This is a genomic window from Betaproteobacteria bacterium (genome assembly GCA_016713305.1).
GTDB lineage: Bacteria > Pseudomonadota > Gammaproteobacteria > Burkholderiales.
This window is the reverse complement of sequence record JADJPK010000015.1, coordinates 32,776-55,513: the sequence shown is the minus strand read 5'-3', so window position 1 is coordinate 55,513 and position 22,738 is coordinate 32,776. Positions and strand designations below refer to the sequence as shown.

At 63.9% G+C, this 22,738-nt stretch carries 20 protein-coding genes and 1 pseudogene; 11 read left to right on the top strand and 10 right to left on the bottom strand.

Translation table 11 applies throughout. The features are described 5' to 3' along the window. Window positions 1–31: 31 nt before the first annotated feature. Window positions 32–772 (bottom strand): EF-hand domain-containing protein, encoded by a 741-nt coding sequence (locus IPK20_18170; protein MBK8018457.1) that lies wholly within the window; start codon window positions 770–772, stop codon window positions 32–34. 830 nt (window positions 773–1,602) lie between these two features. On the opposite strand from IPK20_18170, the gene IPK20_18165 reads away from it, so the two are divergent. Then, window positions 1,603–2,211, top strand: coding sequence for a 2OG-Fe(II) oxygenase (locus tag IPK20_18165; GenBank protein MBK8018456.1), 609 nt, complete (start codon window positions 1,603–1,605; stop codon window positions 2,209–2,211). Between the two features lie 169 nt (window positions 2,212–2,380). Here IPK20_18165 and IPK20_18160 read toward each other — a convergent pair whose 3' ends face one another. Next, on the bottom strand, window positions 2,381–3,322 hold the full coding sequence (locus IPK20_18160) for an AraC family transcriptional regulator (protein MBK8018455.1): 942 nt from the start codon (window positions 3,320–3,322) through the stop codon (window positions 2,381–2,383). A 103-nt stretch (window positions 3,323–3,425) separates the two neighbouring features. Between IPK20_18160 and IPK20_18155 the strand changes: the two genes are divergently transcribed. After that, window positions 3,426–4,910, top strand: a complete 1,485-nt coding sequence (locus IPK20_18155) for a cytochrome P450 (protein MBK8018454.1) — start codon at window positions 3,426–3,428, stop codon at window positions 4,908–4,910. Here the strand turns inward: IPK20_18155 and IPK20_18150 are convergent. Further along, window positions 4,898–6,142, bottom strand: a complete 1,245-nt coding sequence (locus tag IPK20_18150) for a ScyD/ScyE family protein (protein ID MBK8018453.1) — start codon at window positions 6,140–6,142, stop codon at window positions 4,898–4,900. The two genes, IPK20_18155 and IPK20_18150, sit on opposite strands and share 13 nt — an antisense overlap. Window positions 6,143–6,502: 360 nt before the next feature. Between IPK20_18150 and IPK20_18145 the strand changes: the two genes are divergently transcribed. The 6 genes from IPK20_18145 (at window position 6,503) to IPK20_18120 (ending at window position 13,730) form a co-directional block, all read left to right on the top strand. Beyond that, entirely contained in the window at window positions 6,503–7,294 is a 792-nt protein-coding gene (locus tag IPK20_18145; protein ID MBK8018452.1) for a hypothetical protein, read from the top strand. A 303-nt stretch (window positions 7,295–7,597) separates the two neighbouring features. Beyond that, complete coding sequence (locus tag IPK20_18140) at window positions 7,598–8,266, top strand: PEP-CTERM sorting domain-containing protein (protein MBK8018451.1); 669 nt, start codon at window positions 7,598–7,600, stop codon at window positions 8,264–8,266. Window positions 8,267–8,322: 56 nt separating this feature from the next. Further along, window positions 8,323–9,918 carry a gamma-glutamyltransferase gene (locus IPK20_18135; GenBank protein MBK8018450.1) on the top strand — a complete coding sequence of 532 codons (1,596 nt, stop codon included), beginning with the start codon at window positions 8,323–8,325 and terminating at the stop codon, window positions 9,916–9,918. A gap of 232 nt (window positions 9,919–10,150) precedes the next feature. After that, window positions 10,151–11,290 carry an FIST C-terminal domain-containing protein gene (locus tag IPK20_18130; GenBank protein MBK8018449.1) on the top strand — a complete coding sequence of 380 codons (1,140 nt, stop codon included), beginning with the start codon at window positions 10,151–10,153 and terminating at the stop codon, window positions 11,288–11,290. A gap of 10 nt (window positions 11,291–11,300) precedes the next feature. After that, a complete protein-coding gene (locus tag IPK20_18125; protein MBK8018448.1) occupies window positions 11,301–12,770 on the top strand; it encodes a response regulator in 1,470 nt (489 codons plus the stop codon). A gap of 267 nt (window positions 12,771–13,037) precedes the next feature. Next, window positions 13,038–13,730: a hypothetical protein gene (locus IPK20_18120; protein ID MBK8018447.1), complete on the top strand. Its 693-nt coding sequence runs from the start codon at window positions 13,038–13,040 to the stop codon at window positions 13,728–13,730. 120 nt (window positions 13,731–13,850) lie between these two features. Here the strand turns inward: IPK20_18120 and IPK20_18115 are convergent, their stop codons facing one another. Next, on the bottom strand, window positions 13,851–14,267 hold the full coding sequence (locus IPK20_18115) for a tail fiber protein (protein MBK8018446.1): 417 nt from the start codon (window positions 14,265–14,267) through the stop codon (window positions 13,851–13,853). A gap of 585 nt (window positions 14,268–14,852) precedes the next feature. Continuing rightward, a pseudogene (locus IPK20_18110) lies at window positions 14,853–15,032 on the bottom strand (tail fiber protein). Between the two features lie 635 nt (window positions 15,033–15,667). On the opposite strand from IPK20_18110, the gene IPK20_18105 reads away from it, so the two are divergent. After that, on the top strand, window positions 15,668–15,832 hold the full coding sequence (locus IPK20_18105) for a hypothetical protein (GenBank protein ID MBK8018445.1): 165 nt from the start codon (window positions 15,668–15,670) through the stop codon (window positions 15,830–15,832). A 70-nt stretch (window positions 15,833–15,902) separates the two neighbouring features. Beyond that, complete coding sequence (locus tag IPK20_18100) at window positions 15,903–16,334, top strand: PEP-CTERM sorting domain-containing protein (GenBank protein ID MBK8018444.1); 432 nt, start codon at window positions 15,903–15,905, stop codon at window positions 16,332–16,334. Between the two features lie 129 nt (window positions 16,335–16,463). Here IPK20_18100 and IPK20_18095 read toward each other — a convergent pair whose 3' ends face one another. The 5 genes from IPK20_18095 to IPK20_18075 form a co-directional block, all read right to left on the bottom strand. After that, entirely contained in the window at window positions 16,464–16,832 is a 369-nt protein-coding gene (locus tag IPK20_18095; protein ID MBK8018443.1) for a hypothetical protein, read from the bottom strand. Continuing rightward, entirely contained in the window at window positions 16,823–17,155 is a 333-nt protein-coding gene (locus IPK20_18090) for a hypothetical protein (GenBank protein MBK8018442.1), read from the bottom strand. Before IPK20_18090 ends, IPK20_18095 begins: the two co-directional genes overlap by 10 nt. A gap of 187 nt (window positions 17,156–17,342) precedes the next feature. After that, on the bottom strand, window positions 17,343–18,209 hold the full coding sequence (locus IPK20_18085; protein ID MBK8018441.1) for a hypothetical protein: 867 nt from the start codon (window positions 18,207–18,209) through the stop codon (window positions 17,343–17,345). A gap of 716 nt (window positions 18,210–18,925) precedes the next feature. Continuing rightward, the gene (locus IPK20_18080) at window positions 18,926–19,759 is read right to left on the bottom strand and encodes a class I SAM-dependent methyltransferase (protein ID MBK8018440.1); all 834 of its coding nucleotides are present in this window, start codon (window positions 19,757–19,759) and stop codon (window positions 18,926–18,928) included. Between the two features lie 275 nt (window positions 19,760–20,034). Continuing rightward, the gene (locus IPK20_18075; GenBank protein MBK8018439.1) at window positions 20,035–20,529 is read right to left on the bottom strand and encodes a DUF4124 domain-containing protein; all 495 of its coding nucleotides are present in this window, start codon (window positions 20,527–20,529) and stop codon (window positions 20,035–20,037) included. Window positions 20,530–21,027: 498 nt separating this feature from the next. Between IPK20_18075 and IPK20_18070 the strand changes: the two genes are divergently transcribed. Continuing rightward, entirely contained in the window at window positions 21,028–22,638 is a 1,611-nt protein-coding gene (locus IPK20_18070) for a methyl-accepting chemotaxis protein (protein ID MBK8018438.1), read from the top strand. Window positions 22,639–22,738 lie beyond the last annotated feature (100 nt).

Genomic DNA, 22,738 nt, shown 5'->3' with positions numbered 1-22,738 from the left:
CCGGCATTCGCCGGCCCTTTGCTTTCCTGTCTCAGGCGACATCCGTCACGTGTCTCGCCGCGCTGCCGTGTTCCTGACCACGGTCGCATCGGCCATACGCCTGCGTGAGCTGCGCAACCACTTGCAGGACCCGCGCTTCTCCACAATGGCCCGATGAAGTTCTGCTGGCCGTAGTCTCGTGCCCCTCGCGCCGGTGCGCGTGTTCCCTGTTCGTGTGGTTCGTTGATTCACCATGGTGGTCGACCTTCCCCTTTGCCTGGTTCACGTCGATCTCGACGCGGACGACCAGGTTCGACGGCTTGTTGTCGGGCAGATCCGCCTTTCGTGAAGGTTGGGCAGCGGGGTGGGGGGTGACGCCCACGTTGTCCGGTCGTTCGATGGTCTGTGGCGAAGGCCGGGGTGACGCGAGACTGTACGTGGTGCTCGTGTTTCCTCCCTGACTGTTCAGGCGAATCGCGTCGAACAGGGTCTGAAGCGCATCGGCGAGGCGCTGTACACCGCTCGCCATTTCTTCGCGGGTGATGTGCCCGTCGCGGTTGCTGTCGAATCGAGCAAAGAAGTCGTCGACGTCCGCATCCACTGCGTTGCGTTTGGAGTCCGCGATCCGGGCGAAGGCGGATTTCGCTTCGCTCCTGTCGACGAATCCCTGGCCATCTCTGTCCAGCTTGTTGAAAAGTCTTTCGGACAGATTCGACGCGAAACTGGACTGATGCGCGTCCGTCGAAGTCCTGTTGCATACGGCGCTGCTGTTGCTCCCGATGGTGCTGTTCACGGTCTGGCTCCTTTGACATTGCGGTGAACGGCTCGCCGGTCGCTGCACGATCGGCGAGGCCGGCCTTCCTCATTGCAAGCGAACGACCAGCAGTAGGGAGTGGAAGCGGTGCCGGGGCTGCGCTGCCAATCCGTGGAAAATTCACGATATTCCCGTTGCATGCCCGGCCATCTTCCAATGCCATTTCCGTGGTCCTAGGAAAGCCATCGATGCCGCCGGCAACCGTTGCCGGAAGCGACTTTCACATTGCCGGAAGGGACATTTCGACTTTCGCTGCGGCGATCCGCTTGCTGCAGCAGGCCGGCACTCGTGGCATCCCCACTCGACCATGCGAAGGAGTCTTCCGGTGCCGGGCAGAGGAGCCCGCGACGACGTGGACGTTCAGATCGATCCGGCGAATCCGCTGATGCGATGCCGAAAGGGCCGGAAGGCCGTAGTGAACAATGTTCAAAAAGAAAGCGTGAAACACGGTGCGTGTTTCGATGTTGCGCCGCACTCTGAAGCGGTGGGCCAGCTCTGCACAGAAGGACCGTATTGGAACCTCCCGGTTCGCCCCGCATTCGAGGTCTTCGGATGTTGCGTTGCAGACAAAGCCGCCGCCGATTTTGAGGTTTACGTCGTGTAAGGCCCCGGTAAGATCCAATGACCGTGCAGCGAATCGAGCGTTGCGCGGCGCCGGATCCTGCGTCCGGTCTGTCAGAAGAAGGGGGCGTTTCGCGTTCCTTTCTGCCTGGCGCATCGGTGGGACCCACGAGAGGCCGCGCCGACAAAACGACAGATCTCGCCCCGCACGAACGGGTGACGAGAATCAGGAGAGGGAGGATTCAAGCGTGCTCGCAAGAAAGGATGTGACGATCATCGATCAGGCGGTTCCCAAGAATGTGCAGGAGGCGATCAAGAGCATTGCGCTCGGCGAGAAGGTGAGCTGGTACAGGCAGAGCCGGGCGACTTACAAGGAAAACGATGCGCGCATCTTTCCGGTGACGCCGGATGCCATCGACGTGCAGCAGTTCACGCACGCGATCTACGAACTGACGCAGCCGGTTTCCCAGTTGTTCTCCTCGATGCTCCCGGTCATCACGGCCATCCCGCACACCATCAAGCAGCTCATCCGCATCAAGATGAATCTCGGTGTCTATGCCAAGCTGGACAACGAGAATTCGTACGGAATGCCGCACGTGGATTTCACCGAGATCAGCGAGCCCCTCGTCACGGCGATCTACTACGTCAATGACAGCAGCGGGGATACCGTCATCTTCAACCAGCGCTTCGGCGAGAAGGGGCCCCTGACCGAGAAGACGCGGGTGAGTCCCAAGCAGGGCCGCCTGGTGGTCTTCGACGGCTCGCTGCTGCACTCGGGCAATACGCCGCGGGACAATACGCCCAGGGTCAACGTGAACATCAACGCGTTCGTGTACGACGGTGGAAAGGTGAGCTGATCGCGGGGGAGAGCGCCTTCTCCCGCTGGACCGGGCGTCAGTTGCAGGGGCGGAGTGGGGCGGCAAGGTCAGCTGGAACCTGTGTGCTGCGGTACTCGGAGAACCGGACATTCGCGTCATCCGTCCGTCCGGCCTCCGTCGCGACCGCGGGCATCGATCCGGACGTTCCCTAGACCCAGAGCCGGTACACCCAGAACGATTCGTCCTCCACGAATCGCTGCGCGAATTCGCTGGGTGGAAAGCCGGTGATCCGGCGGACTGCACGCGAGAGGTGCGCCTGGTCCGCGAAACCTTCGTCTTGGGCGATTTCTGCCCAGTCGAGGCGAAGACCTGCCTCGAAACGATCGCGGGCCGCGAAGAACACGCCATCCGTTCTCACGAGCGACTGCCAGTCGCGCAGGGAACGTCCGCTGAAGGCCTTGATGCGGCGCTCCGCCTGACGTGCGCTGAGGCCGCGCTGCCAATCCCGGCTCTGAAGGGCAAGGCGCTGAACCCAGTGCCGGCCGAGTTCCCGTAACGTGGGCTGGGCGGACGTGCGGCCTTCGATCGTCCGCCAGCGAGCGCCGACGTGTTCCGCAATCGCGGCGAGCACGGCGGTGTCGTCGGTCGCCGATTCGAGCGCGTCGAGAAACGATCGCCAGTGGGCCCCCAGTGCATCGCGCGCCGGAACGAAACGATCGTGCACTGCCGCGGGATCCAGCTCGAACAACGTACGGGCAACGTCCGGAGTGAAACAGATCATGCCGCCGTATCCGTTCGTGGGAGACCACGTCACGGTCGGCGTGGATCGGCTGCCGGTGATGACGAGAGAGGTTCCGAAGGGACGCCAGCGCCAGCCGCCGCCCTCTGTCTCCACGGTTCCCACCGACTGGCTTGAGAACCAGGAAAGGCTCATCACCGGCGACGCGGGGAAGTGTGTGAGCCTCTGTTCGTCGCTCAGCTGACATTCCCTGGCGTCACGGCTGAGGATGACGGCGATGGCTCCCTGCAGCCCCGGCGGAGCGGGGTAGAGGCGCGCAGTCGGCCGCCTCCCGACGATCGCCGCCCTGGGGGCACGAACGAGGGGGTGCGGGCAGTCATTCCGGGAGGCAGAGAGTGCAGATTCATCCATCGGCGGAAAGTATAGACACGGCCCTGTCGTCGAGGCGACGGCCCGGCGGCCGATGTCGTTCCTGTTCAAGACAGGCTGGCTCGCCAGGAGGAAACTTCCCGCCATGAACGCCGTGCCTCCATTGCCTCACGAACCGTCCGAAGTGCCGGACCCGCACGTGGCCTCGTCCCATGCCTGGCCACCCGGACCGCCGTCCGGCATCACCGGGTGGAGTCTCATCGTCGAGATGTCCCGAGATCTGCCGGGAGTTCTGGCCAGATGGAAGCAGGCTTACGGCGATGTGGTGCACCTGCGGTTCTGGCCCGAGCACGAGATCGTCCTGAGCGATCCCCAATTGGCGCGGGAATTCCTCGTGAAGCATCGCGACGCGCACATTCGGTGGGAGCGCAGCACGCGCGTATTCCGGCACCTGCTGGGAAACAGCGTGTTCGTGGCAGAAGGCAGTCCATGGAAGTTGAAGCGCGATGCGCTCCACCCGAGCTTCTCCGCCAAGGCTGTTGAGGCCTTCGTCCGGACCATCGCGGCCACCACCGGGGCGACACTGGCCCGCTGGATGGACGAAGGAGCACTCGACGCTTCGGCTGTCAGGAACTGGCCCGTCGAAAGCGCCCTCACGTCCCTCACGATGGACGTGATCATGCGTCTGCTTTTCAGCAGCGCAGTGGGTGGCGATGCTCGGACCGCGGAGCGGGCGGTCCACACGTGTCTCGAGGCCGCCAACGCCGAGTTCTACTGGCCCGCCAGCTGGCCGGACTGGATGCCGTGGAAGTGGAAGAAGCGCCGTGCGGCTGCGATGCTGAACGCTTTGATCCGCCGTCACATCGCGGAACGTCTGGTGCAAGCCGAGGACTCGTGGCCCGAGGATCTGCTGACACGGCTGCTGCATTTGCACAGGAACGACCCCGAAGCATGGCCGCTGTCCGCCGTGCACAGCGAATGCCTGACGATATTCGTGGCGGGCCACGAGACCACGGCCGCGACATTGACCTGGTGGGCGTGGTGCATGGCGGCCAATCCAGCGGTGCAGAAGGCCGCGCGCGACGAAGTTGAGACCGTGCTGCAGGACAGGGCGCCCGAGCCGTCCGACCTGGGCTCGCTCCGCTATGTCCGGCAGACGGTGGAGGAAACGCTGAGACTCTACCCCGCCGCCCCCGTGCTGATCACGCGCCGCCTGGTGCGACCTATCCAGTTGGGTCCCTGGCACCTCCCCGCGAAGACGATGGTGGTGCTGCCCGTGCAGCTCATGCACCATGATCCGCGCTGGTTTCCGGAACCGCACTCGTTCCGTCCCGAACGATTCGGCCCCGAAGCGCCGGAGATACCCCGCGGCGCCTGGATGCCTTTCGGTGCCGGGCCGCGCGTATGTCTGGGGCAGCATCTGGCGATGACAGAAATGCTGGTCATCACCACGCAACTACTTCAGAGATTCGAGTTCTCGGTGCCTGCTGGCACCTTGCCACCCGATCCGGTTCTCGCGATCTCGCTGCGCCCGCGACACCCTCTGAAAATCGGGGTCAGATCTTGCCTTTTGCCCCCTGGCGTACTTGCAACGGACAGCGCCCACCAGCACTTCTCTCAAGCACGATGAAACGAACCTCGCCGCGCAGGGGTTGGTTGCGGATGTGCGTGTGAGGAACGCTGCCGCTTCTTTCTGCCTGCAGCCAATCCGACGAGTGTCAAGCCACCAAGCACCAACGCGTATGTTTCCGGTTCGGGCACTGGTGCGATCCGCAGTACTTTGCCTTGGCTCCCTGAGTTGCCGACGCTCGACACGTACAGAGCCCCATCCGGTCCAACGGCGAGTCCGGTGGGGTTCACCAATCCGTCGCTGAAGATGGTTTCCCGCTGGCCGTTCGGGTCGATGCGGATGAGCGCGCCAGAATCTCCCGGCACGAACAGGCCATTGGAGTCGTACTCGAGGACGAACAGACTGCCGTCGCCGCCGAAGGCCAGCGCGCTGATGTGCGTGAAGCCGGTGGCCGCCACCGTGGTCGTGCCGTCCGGCTGCACGGCGAAGATCTGTGCGGAGCCTGGCACGAAGGGAAAGCCGGTGAGCTGGCCCACGTAGAAGTTTCCGTCCGGGCCGACCGCCAGACCAGTGGGGACGGCATCGGAAGGGAAACCTCCCCCGGTGTCGCGCCCCGGGAAAGTCGTGATCGTGGAAACAGTCCCATCGGGAGCAACGTTCAACAGTGCGTTGGCACCGGCATCCGTGACGAGAAGACCGCCGGCGTGCGCAACGGTTCGCCATGGATTGCTGTCGACCGGACCGCCGGCCGGATTGTTGAGCGCTTCGTGATTCGCCACGTCGTAGGTGCCGCCAGAGAACCGGATGGTCCCCAGCCCGATTCCGTTCGGTGCGAGGTCGGTGCTCCTCACCGCAGGGTCGACCCCGGCGCCGATGGTGACGTGGAGATTGCCGTTCGCATCGAAGGTGACGTCGTTCGGGCCGGATGTCTCTCCCGTCTCCGTGGAGTACAGGGACGGCAGTCCGATTGTCACGCGGGTCTGAACTCCTCCGCTGACGCGGGTGACCGATCCCGACTCCGTGTAGACATTCTCGATCCCGCGGATGGGCGTCGACGGGCCAGGACCTCCGGGGATGCCCGCCTCCGCGATGTACAGCGCGCCATCGCTGGAGAATGCCAGTCCGCGCGGATTGTGAAGCTCGGATGCGAAGACCGAAGCGATGTATTCGGCAGCCTGGAGCGTGCCGCTGACCAGAACGGTGGACAAAGCCAGGGCCGAACTGATCAGAACAAGGTTCCTGTGGCGCGTATCGACGCAAGAGCGGAAGCGTGTGGCGGACGTGGTGAGCATGGGAATCCTCGCAAGTTTGACATTGGCGGACGACGGGGCCACGAGACGAGGCGCGATCGAGCCCGACACGAGATCTCCGCGCAGGATACGCCCGCCGTGCGACATCGGACGCTGGGGGCTGTTCACGGGCGGAGCGCAATCCACCGGGCACGACCGGCACAAGCGGGTCGTGGGCGGCAATCCGCATTCCGCCTCGTCCGGGGCTTGAGCTCGCGAGTGGTACCACGCTCCTGCCGAACCTCTCCTTGAGGACATTCCCGTTCGGCCTCCCCCTAGGATCGTTCCAACACACCTTCCGTCCGAATCCGATACAGTCCGGGCCCTGATCGCGGTATATCCCACCCCATCGTCTTCCGCTCAATGCTCGTCCTGAAGCTGCTGCTCGTCCCTGCCTTTCTGCTGTCCGTTTCCCTGGTGGAACGCCGCTTCGGGCCTGCCATCGGCGGATGGATCGCCGGCATGCCGATGGTTACCGGGCCCATCCTGTTTGTTCTTGCCCTGGAGCGGGGACCTGAATTCACTGCGGCCGCCGCGGCCGCTTCCACGTCTGCCGTATGCGCGGCGATACTGTTCGGGGCCGCCTACGCGTGGTCCAGCCGCCACCTGAACTGGCCGAACGCGCTGACCATCGGACTGTCGGTGTGGACCCTTGTCGTCTGGCTGCTCTCGCTCCTTCCCTCTCCGCAGTTGGGGTGGGTGGCGGCCGCGCTGACGCTCGGCGTGGGACCTAGGCTGTTCCCGGACAGCCGGCCACCTCTCGGCATCCGGCCCCTGGGAATCGGAAATCTCGTGGCGCGAATGGTCGGGGGCGCGATGCTGACGTGGGTCGTGGCGTGGGGTGCGGGGCATCTTGGCAGCGGCTGGACAGGCCTGATCGCTGTCTTCCCTCTCATCAGCACGGTGCTGGCAGTTTCTACCCATATGCGAGATGGCCCGGAGTACTCCGGCCTGTTGCTGCGGGGGATGGCCACGGGAATGTATGCGTTGGCGTCATTCTGCCTGGCCCTGACAGTCTTTCTGGATCGTGCGCCCATCGCCTTGGCCTTCGTCGCCGCCATCGCCGCTGGAGTCGGTACGCAACTGCTCACACGGCGTCTATTGCTGATGCCCAAGGCACGGTCCGACAGTACGCGGCGTGGTGCAGTGGACTGACATCCGGGCATTGCCCGACAAATCCCCCGGCAAGAGGCTGAACAGATGCGATGGCTCGGTTGCTCCTTCGCCGGTCAAGATGGATAGGGGAGGCAAAAGGCAAGACCTGACCCCGACGTCGCGACTTCGCTCCCACGCTCAGTGCGACCCCATGTCGCATGGAGTTGCATGGGGCGTGCGCATAGACTCGACGGCTGCGTTCTGGCCAGAGCGAGCATCGATACCTGCATGGTTGACATCGCGATTCCAAGATTTCGCCAGTCGGACGCAAACCTTCTCACAGACTGCCCAGGGAGACTTGTCATGAGACCGCTGCATCGGTTCGTCCGGACCGCGCTGTTCGCCGCCGTGCTGGCCACTTCCACCCACGCCATCGCGCACGAGACGACCGTGGTCGTCAACGGCACCATATTCGCCAACGCCGCCGGCACCAGCGTCGACTGGTGGGAAATCGAGATGGAACAGGCAGGGACCCTCACCGTCGATGTCCTCGCGTACGAGAGCACCGACAACACCCCCGCCAACGGCCAGGATCTCAATGGCGATGGCGAGATCACCTTTCTCGATCCTGACACGAGTCTCTATCGGATCGACGGCGTGCTGGATGCCGGTGATTATCTCCTTCGGTGCGACGACGTGGGCAACAGCAACGGCGTGTGCTCCGCGACCCTCGGCAGCGGAGACGGTTCGATTCACACCCGGGATCCGATCTTTTCCGTCGACCTCCTGCCTGGCCGATACTTGTACATCGTTGGCGACTATCGCACGACGATCGACGAAGGGATCGCGCGACTCAACGCTGGCGACTCCATCCGTAACGGTGGCGATCACGGCGACTACCGGATCACGTTCGAGTCCACCGGACACATGAGCGTAGCGGCAGTTCCGGAACCTGCGACGAATGCGCTTCTCGTCGCAGGTGTCCTGCTCCTTGGCAGCGTCGTCGGGCGACGGAAGTCCGCGTCGGCGTAAGAGGTCACTGCCAGCGATCTCCTCCCGCGGCCGATCCGTTCGGCCGTGGTCTCGGGATGTGCCATTCTTCCGGTTCACGGGAGGAGATCGTCATGGACAACTTTAGCGCTTCGCTGCGCGTTTCCAAGCCCGCGGTCACGGGGCAGAACGGCGTGGTCGCCGCGCAACATCGTCGAGCGGCAGAGGTGGGTGCGCGGGTGTTGGCGCAGGGTGGGGACGCGGTCGATGCCGCCATCGCCACGTCCTTCGCGCTGGGGGTGCTGGAACCCTGGATGAGCGGCATCGGCGGCGGCGGTGCCATGGTCCTCTACCGCGCGGCGGAAAAGCGCTACAGCGTCATCGATTTCGGCATGCGCGCCCCGGCTTCCCTCGACGTCGCGGACTATCCGGTAACCGGCGAAGGTGTCGCCTCCGATCTGTTTCCCTGGGCCCGCGTGCGGGACGACCGGAACATCCACGGTCCGTACTCCATCGCCGTACCGGGCGTGGTCGACGGCATGCGCCTGGCGCACGAACGCTACGCCACCCTGCCTTGGGGCGAACTCGTCGCCCCGGCCATCCAGCTTGCCGACGAAGGCCTGCTCGTCGACTGGATGACGACCCAGAACATCGCCTCGGCTGCAGCGGACCTTCAGCGCTATCCCGCTGCGCGGGAGCTGTACCTCGTCAACGGTCTGCCGCCCGTACCCACCTGGTCGGCGCGTGGAGAAGTCCGCCTGCCCCAGAAGACGCTCGCCGATACGCTGCGTCACCTTGCCGGCGCGGGGCCGCGCGACTTCTACGAAGGGCAGCTGGCAGCCCGGATTGTCGGAGAGATCCGGAGCCTCGGCGGCAAGCTTTCGGTCGACGATCTGCGCGGCTACCGCGCCCGGGAATCCGAGCCAAGGATGATCGACTACCGGGGCGCGAGGATCGCGGCGACACCCGAACTCACCGCAGGCCCGACGCTCGCCCACACGCTCAAGCTGCTTGGCAACCGGATGCAACCCGGCGCTGCGCCCGGGCCGGAGACGTACGAGGCTTACGCCAAGGCCCTCCAGGAAGCGTACGAGTTCCGCCTCACCCGCATGGGCGACGTGGATGGCGCACGCGCGCCCGACTGCACCACGCACTTCTGCATCGCGGATCGCCACGGAAACATCGCATCGGTGACGCAGACGCTGCTGTCCATCTTCGGATCCCGGGTGAGCTTGCGCGACACCGGGGTGTTGATGAACAACGGCATCATGTGGTTCGATCCCGAGCCCGGCCGCCCCAACTCCCTGGGTGCGGGAAAGCGCTGTCTCACGAATTACTGTCCGATCATTGCCGAACACGGTATCAGACGCTTCGCGATCGGCGCTTCCGGCGGCCGGCGGATCCTCCCCGCCGTTGCCCAATTGTTGTCGTTCATGGTGGACTTCGGTGATGACCCGGAGACCGCCATGCACCGCCCCCGCATCGATGCCAGCGAAGGCCCTCTGGTCATCGGGGACAGCGCCCTGGAGCCGGCGGTCCACGATGCGCTGGGCGCGAAGTTCGAATACGTCCGTCAGCACCGGATCACCATGCCCATGAAGTTCGCGTGTCCGAGCGTGGTCATGCACACGGGTGACGCATCCACCGGGGTCACGGAGATCGGCGTGGTCTGGGCCGACGCCGTGCGGGCCTGATCCCGCACCTCTGGCATTGTCCCGGGGGCCATCGGCTCCCTTCTCCGTCAGGAACCTACGGCTTCCTGCGGCGCCCGGGCGGGCGGAGAGCCCTTTCGGAGTCGTGCGGAAAGAGCGGCCGGGCCCGCTGCGCACACCCTCAAGCGTGCTCCGTCACCGCCGTTAACTCGCCATGGATACGCCTTTCCTGAAGGGCCCCAAAACCCCGTCCCACTCAGAGCCGAGTCCGACCATGAATTCCTTTTCGCTCCGGAAGGGTGTCTCGCAGTCGCGGGATCCCGCCGTCGCTGCCCGTGAACTGCACGCTGCGCTCGAGCAACCCGGTATCAAGCTGGCGGTGTTCTATTGCGCCCACGATCTGGACCTCGAGAGTCTTTCGGCCGAGCTGCGGCAACGCTTTGGAGACATCAACCTCATCGGTTGCACCACCGCGGGCGAGATCACTCCACAGGGATATCTCGCCGGTACGATCACCGGGTTCAGCCTCGCCGGCGACGAACTGGACGCGGAAACGCAGATCTTTTCGGTCCATCCGTTCGACACCCGCGCTTCGACGAAGAGCGTGGAAGACATCGTCGCCCGGCTTTCCACCAAGGGCGAGACACCCATCGGGCCCCAGAACAGCTTCGCGTTCCTGCTGATCGACGGATTGTCCATGCAGGAGGAGATGGTCGTGAGCTGCCTTCACCAGCAACTGCACGGCATCGACCTGATCGGCGGCTCGGCGGCGGACGACACGCGCTTCGGCTCGACGAGGCTCTATCACGGCGGGCGTTTCCACGACCAGGTGGCCTTGCTCACGCTGGTCCGGACCTCGCTGCCGTTCACCACCTTCCGCACCCAGCACTTCGTGCACTCCAGCAAGCGGATGGTCGTGACGCGTGCGGACCCGGCGCATCGCATCGTGTTCGAGATCAACGGCAAGCCCGCTGCCCGGGAGTTCGCTCGCCTCGTGGGGCTTCAGGTCACCGACCTCAGCCCGCTCATCTTCGCCACGCATCCGGTCGTGGTGCGCATCGGCGGTCAGTACTTCGTGCGGTCCATCGCCAAGGTCAATCCGGATGAGAGCCTCACGTTCTTCTGCGCGATCGACGAGGGAATCGTCCTGACCATCGCAACGGGCGTGGACATGGTGGAGAACCTGCGCGAAGCCTTCGACAACGTGCGTGAGGAGATCGGTCCGCCACAACTGGTCATCGGCTGCGACTGCATCCTCCGCCGGCTCGAATCCGAGCGGGAAGGCATCAAGGACGAGATCGGCAGGATCTTCGTGGACAACAACGTGATCGGATTCGCCACCTACGGCGAGCAATTCAATTCGATGCACGTCAATCAGACCTTCACGGGCATCGCCATAGGGGCGCACGCCTGATCCGTACCGCATGGAAGAGAACGGGCAACTGAAGGCGCGCATCCTCGAACTCGAGGAGGAGAACGCTCAGCTCGTGTCCATCAACGAAGCGTTGATGAATCGAGTGGAGCGGGACATGGACCGGCAGGGAAACTCGTTCTCGCTGTTCCAGGCCGCCATCGCGCTGGAGGAGAAGGTCAACGAACGCACTGCAGCCTTGTCCCAGGCGCTTGGCAAGCTGGAACAGAGCAATCGCGACCTGCTTGCCTCCAACGAGGCCGCCCAGGCGGCAAGCCGGGCGAAATCGGCATTCCTCGCGGCCATGAGCCACGAACTGCGCACGCCGATGAACGGGGTGATCGGGATGACCGAACTCATCCTCGGCAGCAGCCTCGACGAAGAGCAGCGCTCCCGCGCCGAGACGATCCGCCAGTCCGCGCTGTCGCTGCTCCGCATCCTGAACGACATCCTCGATTTTTCCAAGATCGAGGCCGGCAAGATGGATCTCGAGTCGGCGCCGTTCGATCTGCGCGCGATCACGGAGCAGACTCTTCTGCCGCTGCGTCCACAAATGGACGCAAAGCAGTTGAGCTTCAGGCTCGTATGGCCGGACTCCATACCCACTGCCGTCATCGGCGATTCGACCCGCTACGCACAAATCGTCACCAATCTTGTCGGCAATGCGATCAAGTTCACGGCGACAGGTTCGATCCGGCTGAGTGCCACGCTGGAATCGGCGGGAAAGGACGCGTTCACCTGCCGCTTCGAGGTCGAGGATACTGGCGTGGGGATTCCGGACGACGCCATGCCTCGCCTTTTCGCCTCGTTCACACAGGCGGACAGCTCGACGACACGGAAATTCGGAGGTACCGGCCTGGGGCTGGCCATCGTCCGCCGGCTGTGTCAGCTCATGGGGGGCGATTGCGGTGTCACGAGCCGGGTGGGGCGAGGCTCGTGCTTCTGGTTCACGCTCGCATTCCAGCACGACACATCCGAACGGGCGCCCGGGCCTCCCTTTGTCGGAAGGGACGAACTGCCCCTCTCCATTGCATCAGTTCGCGAGCGGTCGCGTGGACCGGCGCATGTTCTCATCGTGGAGGACAACCCGGTGAACCGTCTCGTCGCTCGCGGTCACCTCGAAGCGATGGGGTGCACTTGCGACGTTGCCGAGAACGGCCGGCAAGCTGTCGAGATGCTGTCCCTGGACCATCCGTACGATCTGGTTCTGATGGACTGCCAGATGCCGGAAATGGATGGCATGGAAGCGACACGGCGTATCCGGGCGGCCGAGGCGGTCAAAGGTTTGCGAACGCCGATCGTCGCCCTGACCGCCAACGCCATGGTCGGGGATCGCGAGACCTGCATCGCGGCAGGCATGGATGACTTCCTCAGCAAGCCATTCCGTCGAGACGATCTGACGCGGGTACTGGACATGTGGCGCGGAGCGGGGCGTCCGCTGAGCCGATCGGATGCCGAGGGTACGGTTTCGGCACCTCACTGAATCCGATCTGCTGCGGTGGTTCACCGGTGGATAATCGCCTCCGGATCGACGCTTGCCGGTCTCATCCGGGACAGGAGCGCCAGCCCGCCAGACGACCAGCAGCCATTCCCAGCAAACATGACAAGCCATTCTCGACAGGCCCGATCGGTGGCGGTCACGCTGACAGCGTGCGTCCTGTTCGCATCCGGACATGCCGGTGTTGCCCTTGCGAAGGACACGTTCCCGCAATTTGTCCAGGTGAAATGCGGAACCCGGGACTGCGGGCTGATGGTGATCTCGCGCTACCAGAGGTTCCGCGACGGAGATGTCCTGCCACGCTACGAGCGCAATGGCGCGCGGATCCGGGGCTGGTTCCGCTCGGCGATCGGCCCGGCCGTGGAGTTCCACTACCTCCAGGTACTCACAGAGTTCAAGGCCGACGACTTCCGCTGGCTGAAGGATCCCGGTGTCCCGCTACCCGTTCAGTACGTCGATCCGCCGCCCTTTGGCGCAAGGCAGATGGAATCGAATGCAAAGGGCGAGTTCCAGGAGACGGACCACACGTTCGATGCGCTACCCTGGTTCGATGAAGGGGACTTCCCCGTGTTCGTCGACCAGCCGCGTGCGTTCCTCGCAACGGCCAGGCGCTACGGCAGGGTGTCCATGAAATTCGAAACCTGGCTCATATGCGTGATCGACGCCCATGCCGGTCCCGACGAACACTCGGTGAGTGATGATCGTTACGAAGTGGCCGGCCTGGCAGGGTGGAAGTGGGGATACGACATTGCGCACGAGGACATCGGCCGCATGGGTGAAGACGAGCTCGAGGACTACAGCTATTCGCTCGCGCCGTTCGAGCTCGTCACCACGCCTTCGGAGGAATTCAAGACAGGGTTGGGCGCCACCGTCGGCAGCAAGGTGACCGACCGGTTCAACATTCAATTCGGCGACAGCGAACGCTGCCTCAACCGCGACCGGTAGTCTGTCCATTACTTCGGGGTCAGGTCTTGCCTTTTGCCCCCTAAATCGGCGTTCTCTTTCAAGAATGACGAGGTTGAGGCAAAAGGCAAGACCTGACCCCGACGTTGTAACGTTCGGCGGTCAGTGCACTCGCCGGGCCGCGACGGGCACCATGACCATAAGTCCGGCGAACAGCAGCCACCAGGTTCCGGGTTCAGGGACGGGAAGGGTGTGCGCATGCGCGGGCAGATTGGCCAAGAACAGTGACGCGTATTCAGTACCGAACTGCTCGCCAATCCGGATCCTTTCATCCGAGCCCACGAGGGTCCGTCCCCGCAGATCGGGGAGTGCGAACGTCACCCTGCCGTCGCCTCCAAAGGTCGTGCCGAGCAGTGCGAAGAGCGCCTGGTACTGAGAGATGAACAGCAATCGTCCGTCGGCCAGCATCCACCCTTCCGGCGCAGCTCCGCCTGCGAATGCCACGACTTCGCCAAGCGCGGTATCCGCAAGACCCGTACAGCACTCCTGAGAAGGGAAGCTGCCCTGAACGGAAATCATGTAGTTGACCGCGAGAGACGGCTGCATGGTGTCGACTAACGAAAAAGGACTGCCCGTGACGCCGACCCGAACGTCGTTATCGGCGGAATGCCCATGTATCGCCACCTGATCAGGAGCGAGCCGGTATTCCTCCGTTCCGGTGACCGACCCGAGCGCCCGGGGTGTCAACCCTGGGTACGAGCCTGCCCCGATCAGCGTGCGTCCGCGCAGATCGGGGAGTGCGAAGGTCGTTTGTCCATCGCCGCCGTAGGTGGTGCCGATCACCGAATAGAGGCTCACATGATCCTGTATGGACAGCAGCTGCCCCTCGGCGGCCGCGAACCCGCCCGGTATCCGCCATCCTGCGTAAGGAACCAGCATCCCCGCGAACGTCGGAGACGATGCCGCGGCAGGGGTTCCGGGTATGGGGGCGTCGACCGCGATCAGGTACTTCATGGCCAGGGACGGCTGCAGATTGTCGATGGAAGCACCCGCCCCGGCGACGCTCGTGGGCAACCCGAGACTGGTGGGGTGCGAATGTGCGGGCATCTGGTTGATCGTGAGCGTGGTCGCCGCGCTGCCCAGTACTTGACCTTCGGCATAGGGTCCGGCGCCGACGATGGTTCTTCCGCGCAGGTCCGGCAGAGCGAAGGTATTGATTCCGTTGCCGCCGAACGTCGTGCCCAGAAGAGAGAACAGCGCCGGGTTCTGGTTGATGAACATCTGTTGCCCGTTGGCAGAAGGCTGGTCGTAGGTCAGATGGGAGTAGGTGAACGTTCGCAGCATTCCCAGCGCCCTAGCGTTGGCGTCGCCTTCTTCCATGGGATAGTCGCCCACCGTCGGCATCAGGAAGTTGAGTGCCAACGAAGGCTGGGAGTTTTCGAAGGGAAAGCCCAAGCCTGTCACGCCCGTCTGAGCAGCCTCCGAGGAGGACAACGAGACCAAAGTCCAGACCAGGCAGGTACCCAGAAGTGCGTGGCGAACATCGGAACGGCACAGGCGCGGTACGGGCAGACTCATCGTTCTTCTCCTTTGGGCCAATGGGCTCTCGCCCCGGCGCTGGGTTCAGGTGTCCTCGGGAGGCATGCTAACAAGAGATTCACCCACTCGCTGCGGCGAAATGATCGAACCGGCCGCCCCCAATCCCGGTATCCACAGAGACGCTGTACCAACAATAGAAGCCAGGAGACCAGACAATGACGCAATGGAAATCACCGGGACCGGCCATGGCCGGTCGCCTTGCGATCGGGTTGTCTTAGCCTGCGGCGTCGGCAGATGTCGATCTGGGGGGAGTCACGTGGGCCGCCGTCGGGGCCGCGGGAATCATCTTCGGAGACAGCACGGTGCCCGAGTCGCCCGTGGGCAACGCTTGATTCGGATATGTCAGCACCACCGGCGGGGTATTCGATGTCTCGCCGCTCGTGCTCAAGACGGACGGCAAGGGCACCGAAACGTCCAACAACGGGTCCACCGTGCGGTCCAGCGCCTTTGCCGCATCGGCCGGCGACGTCCTGACCTTGCACTTCAACTACCTTTCCACCGGCGGTCGCGGCTACGACGACTACTCCTGGGCAAGGCATCATTGATGCGGGCACCAACGAGACGGCCGCCTGGCTGTTCACCGCGCGCAGCACCAACTCGGCTCGTGGCAATGTCGTGCCGGGCGATGTGCTCGAGCGGCAGGTGGACGGAAGTGCCCCCGACGAGCTGGATGCCGCGCTGAACGACGGCAATTCCGTTGGTTTCAATATCTCCAGCACCACGTGGGAGCCCCTGGGCGGCTGGAGCGGCTACTGCTGGGACGATGCCAACACCTGCGGCCCGACAGGCTGGATCGAATCGGTCTACACCGTGGCTGCCACCCGGACCAATGTGCTGGAATTCGGCGTCGTCAACTGGGGCGACACGCTGTTCGACTCCGCGATGGCGTTCGATTTCGGCGGTCTCGACTCCGCGCGCTTCGACAACGTCACGCTCATCGACAATGGTCCGACCCCGGCGGTGCCCGAGCCGTCGACCTGGGCGCTGTGGCTCGCAGGGCTCGGTTTGATGGGGTTGGGCATCCGGCGGAAGGTGCCCTGCAACTGATCCAGCCTGTCGGTCGGACGTCGATCGACCTGCCCGCGCGGACTCCCGCGTCACACATCGGACGAACTTTCCGCAACTGCCGCGGTGCCGGTCACCGCGGCAGTGTCGTGACGGAAACCCCGAAGCCGCCTACTTCTTCTCGGTAAGCGCCTTGACGATCTCGCCCAGTTGGCGCAGGGCTTCTGCATCTTCCGCGCTGACCTTGTCGGAACCCTCGCAACGGGGGTCCGTCCGCTGCAACGCGCCGAACATCGCCTTGGTGACCGGAATCGGATCGCAGCCCTGATCCGTTTCGCAAATGAAATCGAACTCGGGCCGCGCCTTGACGTGACAGGTGAAGCAGTTGAGGCCAAGACGGTTGTTCACCTCGGCAAAGCCGCGCGTGAAGATCTTGGAGCCGTTCTTGTCCACGTCGATCCAGAAGAACTCCCAGTCGCGCGTCGCAGGGCTGTACCCCTTCTGCTGCTTGATCATCACCTCGTTCGGCATCAGTTGCACGACCGAACCCTCGGGGTAGTCGCCGCGGCCTGCAGTCGCCACTGCCACGGTCTCGGCAGTTTCCCGGCAAGGTTGTCCACGTAGAAGTGCCGCACCTTGGTCATCTGGCTGATGCATTTGAACGACTCGTCGGTCACCTTGATACTGGGTTCGCCAGCGCTTCCGATCGTGGGTGGCAAAGCCAGCATCCCGGTGAGCGCAGTTCCGAGGAGCGCGGCCTTGCGCGTCCGGGAGCCGCGCCGTGGCGCTTTTTCCACGAAGCCATGGGTGGAAGTGGTCGATGTCGTCGCGTACGTGTTCTCGGGATGGAACTGATTCAACATGGGAGCCCCCTTTGGGTGAGGTCTGAATCGGACGGGTGGTGGGTCTTGCCCAGGGGCGAGGGAAAACGCTGCCGCATGGGCCACGACGATGCTAGGGGCGTCGACGGATGGGCAGATAGAACGGTCTTGCGGAATCGACCCTCAGGATTTTCATGAACTCCGGGGCCTGGCACCCGGGGCGGACACCTCAGAGGCAAAGCGAGCGAAGCGAGAGGCCGGAGGAGGTGTCCGAAGGTGTCGATGCCGACGTCAGCGCGCCATAGGCGATGGTCCAGTCGAACTGGATGGCTCTTTTCACCGGCCACTTCGACAGATGAGGTGTCACCCTCGCCACATCCAGATCGACTTGGCAGAGGAGCTCGAGGCCGGGCCCCTTCGCGTGGGCCGGCTTGGGGACGAACCGGCCGGCGTCACGGGTTTGAGGATGAAAGATGAGCCGTGCGTCCATCGCGGCGCCCAGCGTCGGCTTGGTGTCCGGCGGCACCATCAGCCCGGCCAGCGCCACCCATGGCAGCCAATCGAACGCCCGTCCGGTATCCAACACGGCCAGCGCGCCCCATCCGTCGGGTACGAAGCTGCCGTGCGCGGGAAGTCGGTACGGGTGCCACGCGTTGCCCTGCATGGTGGGAAATGCATGGACCTGTCCTGTTTCCAGTACCAGAGAAGGCGGCTTCGCTGCCTTCGGTCGGGCCTTGGCGGGACGCGGACTGCGCAGGCGTTCCGCCAGTTCGCTCAGCGATCTGGCGCGTTCACGCAGAAACTTCTCGTCCGCGCCCCGTGCGCGGCAGTGCGCGAGATCGCGTTCCGATTCGATGATCGCCAACGCGGTGTCGAAAGCTTCACGGCAGGGGATGCCCTTCTTTTCGAACTGATCGGCCACGACCAGCCAGAAAAGCGAGCCGTTCTCCTCCGCCGGGTCGACCTCTCCCTGGACGTCCTTGAGCATCTGAAGCAACCGGTCGCCGTCCTCCGGGACCTTGGTGACAAGCGCAATCGTGTTCTTCAGATCGCCGGCAGTGTCGTCGTCGTAAAGTCCTGCGCCCCACGCACCCATGGTGTCTCCCCTGAACCGGCCCCGCGGCCCCGTATGGGGTCGATCATCGGCCCTGTGCCGTGTCGAGGATCGCACACCATGAGGCAGGTGACACCCCACGCGCGCGTCTCTGCGGGGCCATCCCGCATCCCGTTCAATCCGGTAGGACTCGAACCATTCAGGGAAGACATTGCGACGAGCGCTCCGCCAAATCGTGAAATGGAAAAGTACCGGGAACGATGCGCGCCAGCGTCCGGGCACCATCGATTGCGCCCGCGTTGGAGTGGCATCCGGCCGCGTTGCGGGGCGAAACGGAATCTGCGAACGTTCGCGGTGAACGAAACTCGAGACGGAAGGAAACGAATGAACCACAAGCGAGGGAAACCGAAGAACGCGCGTGCTGGGTGTTTGCTGTGCAAGCCGAACAAGATGAGCGGCTGGAGCAAGGACAGGTACGGTCACACGGGCTTCGGAAAGCTTCGCAAGGTGGCGTACGCGAAGCAGGACCTAGCGGAGTTTCGTTGAGACGAACAACGCAATTCTTCCTGGCCCATCCGGGCTGTGGCGGACTTCAGCGGACCGCTCAACCCCGCGTGTGAGCCTCCGCAGCGTTGCCGCGCGCGACGCTGGCCCGATGTCTCGTGCTTTTCCTGACAGACACCCATAGACACAACGCACCCGGTTCGACCTTCGATTCGAGATCGTAGCCGGTGAGCAGCGCGCCGGCGGGCGCGTTGCTATGGCTTGAAGAAGTAGCGCACGCAACCGTCCGCGAAATGAACGTAGGGGTCGATGCCGATCTTCGCAAAGTAATCCTGGACCGCCTTTCTGCAACCCGACAGGCACCAATCGTCGATGACGACGAGGCCGCCGGGAACGACATGCGGATACAGGCCCTCGAGCGCCACCCAGGTGGATTCGTAGAAGTCGCCATCCAGCCTCAGGATGGCGATCGGGCCGATCTGCGGGGCGACGGCCGGAATGGTGTCCCGGAACCAGCCCACATGGATCCGGACATACTCCTGCGGATAGCCGACCTTCCGGAACAGGCAGTCCTCCACATCCGACTGTTTGGCCACGCACATGTCGATGGGCTCCATGCGGCCCCGGCAGTCTTCCTCCGCGATACGGAAATTGTCGGCAAAGCTCTGGCTGTAATCCTTAGCGCTCGGCTCGGGCAGGCCCTGAAACGAATCGAACAGATGAATCATTCGACGACGATCCGACCGTTGGAGATTCACCAGCGCTGCCATCCCCGCGGAGCCGCCCATCCAGCAGCCGGTCTCGACGTAGGCACCCTCCAGGCCCTTGCGCTCGACATAGGCGACCTGATGACCAAGCGAGATCAGCCCGTCGTACGTCACGCACGTGTTCCAACGGACGGTCTCGATGTTCTGCTTCAACTGGGCTTCGTCTTCGTACCCGCGGTTGAGCAGGTGGAAGTTGCGCATCATCCGCTCGTCCCACAGGTGCAGAAGGTCGGGAGGGAAGACGAAGTTGGCCGGCAGCGGGGCGGGTTGCGGGGCGGGATCGGCGGTCTGGCTCGTGGACAGGTCTTCTTCGGCGGGCACGACGTGGGCTCCTGGGCGGGGGTGTGAAGGAATGTCGAGCACAGTCGCGGACGAGGCGGCTCCCGACAAGACTGGCGCGATTATGCGCGAAGGATGACGGCGGCCTGTCAAGGGAGCGGGGATGAAGGCAAAGACTCGAATCGACCGTGAGTCGATGCGGGTGGCGGTCTGGACGTTCGGAGCGGCGTGCCATCCCGAGCCCCGAGGCCCAGGTGAGGGTGCAGCAGGCGGCGGATGAATGCGCGTACCAGCGCGAACTCGGCGCGGGGCCGGACTCAGGGCGGGCAGACGCTGCTCGGCTGCACGGCTTCCTTGCACTTCTGGTAGGCCTCCGCCTTGATGCCGCCGGTAGCAGTACGGTACGGGGCGAAGCATGCGGCCCGCTCGCGAAACTCGCGCCATTCCTTCTGGCACGGCGTCTCGTTTGGAGGGGTGGGGGCTATCGTGGCCGTTGCGGGCCTGTGCTTCGCGTTCTCGTCCGCATTCCTTCGAGAGTGCGTGAGATGGTCCAGCTTGCGACGCTCGGCCTCCGCGCGCTTCAGCGCCGCATCGCGTTCCCCTGGACTCTGCGCCGGTGTCTCGATCTTGACCGGCTTCTTCTTGCCTTGCGCGTGATCCGGCGGCGCATCGCCGTAGTGCACCTTGCCGTGTTCATCGACCCACTTGTAGACCTGGGCGAGCGCCGGTACGGGCAGTACGGACGAGAGCGACAAGGACGCAGAAGGCGCATACGCGCCGCCAGGGGCGGGAGACAACTTCACCATCGGCATGGCACGCGATCCATGGAGTGGAAGATATCACTTCGACCTATCGGCGGCAGCGGTGTTCCGGCCGATGATCGGTGGGCGATCGTCGTTCCGGCATCCGAGGTGGCCACTGCAATGGCACACCGCGATGCCGGCCGGAGATTGGGAGGAGGTGTTCCGGCGGACGGCCGGAGCCTTGTCTGAACCGGCAGCGTGCATGTCGACGATTGCCAGTGGTCCCGTTCACCTGTTGAGGCATGTGCCGAACGGCCATTGCGCCGCGTTACTTCCACAAGCGTCGATTCCGACGGGGAGGGCCGAGCGCAATGTGCCGGCAACGAAAGACCGGTGACCGCCATCACCACCTGGCCGGAAGCGCTCGCCTCCGGTACCCGTCGGAACTGACACATGCAAGGAATGACAGCGATAAAGTCCAGGAGAATCACTCCGTTATCCGGATCACTTCGGCTCGACACATTCGTCCTGAAAGCCTCGAGTTCTCCCCAATCCCCGGAGACCGCCATGAAGATCTCGTCACGCCTCGCGGCCTTGCTCGCCATCGCCTTGGGCACCCAACTGCTCATCGGTGCCATGGCCATACTCAATTTCATGAAGGCCGACTGGCGCTTCGAGCAGGTCCAGACAGACGTGCTTCCAAGCATCAAGGCGCTGGAAGACATCTCCAAGAATGCCCTCGCGCTTCGTGTCGTGGCCTACCAGATTTCCATCAGCCGGGACGAGGGTGATCGTCAGAAGTTGCTGCATGCACTGGCGGAAATTGACAGGCAGATCGACGAGAGGCTGGCTCACTACCGGGACCACCTGGTCACGGACGACACAGACAGGACGATGCTGTCGTCGGAGACGGAAGCGATGCAGGTCTATCGCGCTGCTCGGGACAAGGTTCTCGTCTCATCCCTGGATGCCCAGACAATCCAGACCAAGCTGCTCACGGAAGTGAAGCCGCTCGGCGAGGTGGTGCTCCGCAAGCTCGACGAACACGTCGCGTTCAACTTCGCGGTAAGCAACCGGTATGCGACGGACAATCGTGCCACCACGCGCTGGACGGTGACCTGGTTCATAGGACTGATGGCGGTCTCGGCGCTGGTCGTCATCGCCATCGGGGTCACGACCATGAGGCGGGTACGCCGAAGTCTGGCGGACTTTCAGTCGGCGATGACGCACATTGCCCAGTCGCTTGATTTCACGCGACGCGTGACGGTCCACGGAAAGGACGAGATCGCCCTGACGGGGACGACCTTCAACGATCTCCTTGATCGGCTCCAGATCAACCTCAGAGACATCCGTGATGGGGCCCGCGAAGTCTCGTCGGAGGCGAACCAGATGAATGCCCTGTCCGCACAGGTATCAGCAGCGGTGGGCAATCAGAGCGAGGCGGCGTCGCGGATTGCCAGCACGGTCGAGGAACTCACCGTGAGCGTCTCGGAGGTCGGCAATCGGGCCACCGAGATGCAGACGGTAGCCCGCGACTCGGGCAACAAGGCGAAGTCGGGGTCCGAAGTCATCGAGCACACCTTGCACGAGATCCACGCCTTCTCCGGGATCGTGAAGACCGCATCGGACACGCTGACGAATCTGCAGGAGCATGGTCAGGAGGTGGGGTCGGTCGTCAAAGTGATCAGCGATGTGGCGGATCAGACCAATCTGCTCGCGCTCAATGCCGCGATCGAGGCCGCGCGTGCCGGGGAGCAAGGCCGTGGCTTTGCCGTGGTCGCAGACGAAGTTCGAAAGCTGGCCGAGCGCACGACCGCATCCACGGCAGAGATCAACCGGACCATCATCCAGATGAGAACCCGATCGCAGGAGGCCGTCCAAGCCATGGATGCCGCGCTCCAAGTCGTGCAAACCAGTGCGGCCCATGCCGACAAGGCAGACGCGGCGATCACGGGCATCGGCATGTCGGTGGGGAGCACGGAACGCCTGGTGGGCGAGATCGCGCACTCCATCCGGGAACAGGGGATTGCCAGCCAGGACATCGCCCGTGAGATCGAACAGATCGCGCAGATGGCGGAGCAGGTGTCCTTTGCGGCGTCACAGTCCGCACAGAAGGCCAATGGACTGCGCGCCCGGGCCGAACGGCAGTTGGCGACGCTGAACGCATATTCGTTGTAACGCCACCATCTGGCTATCCCCAGGCCGGGACCTGGCCCAATGGGGAGCAACGGCCTATTGCACGGCCTATTGCGCCCGCGGGCTGGAACGGGCCACGCCG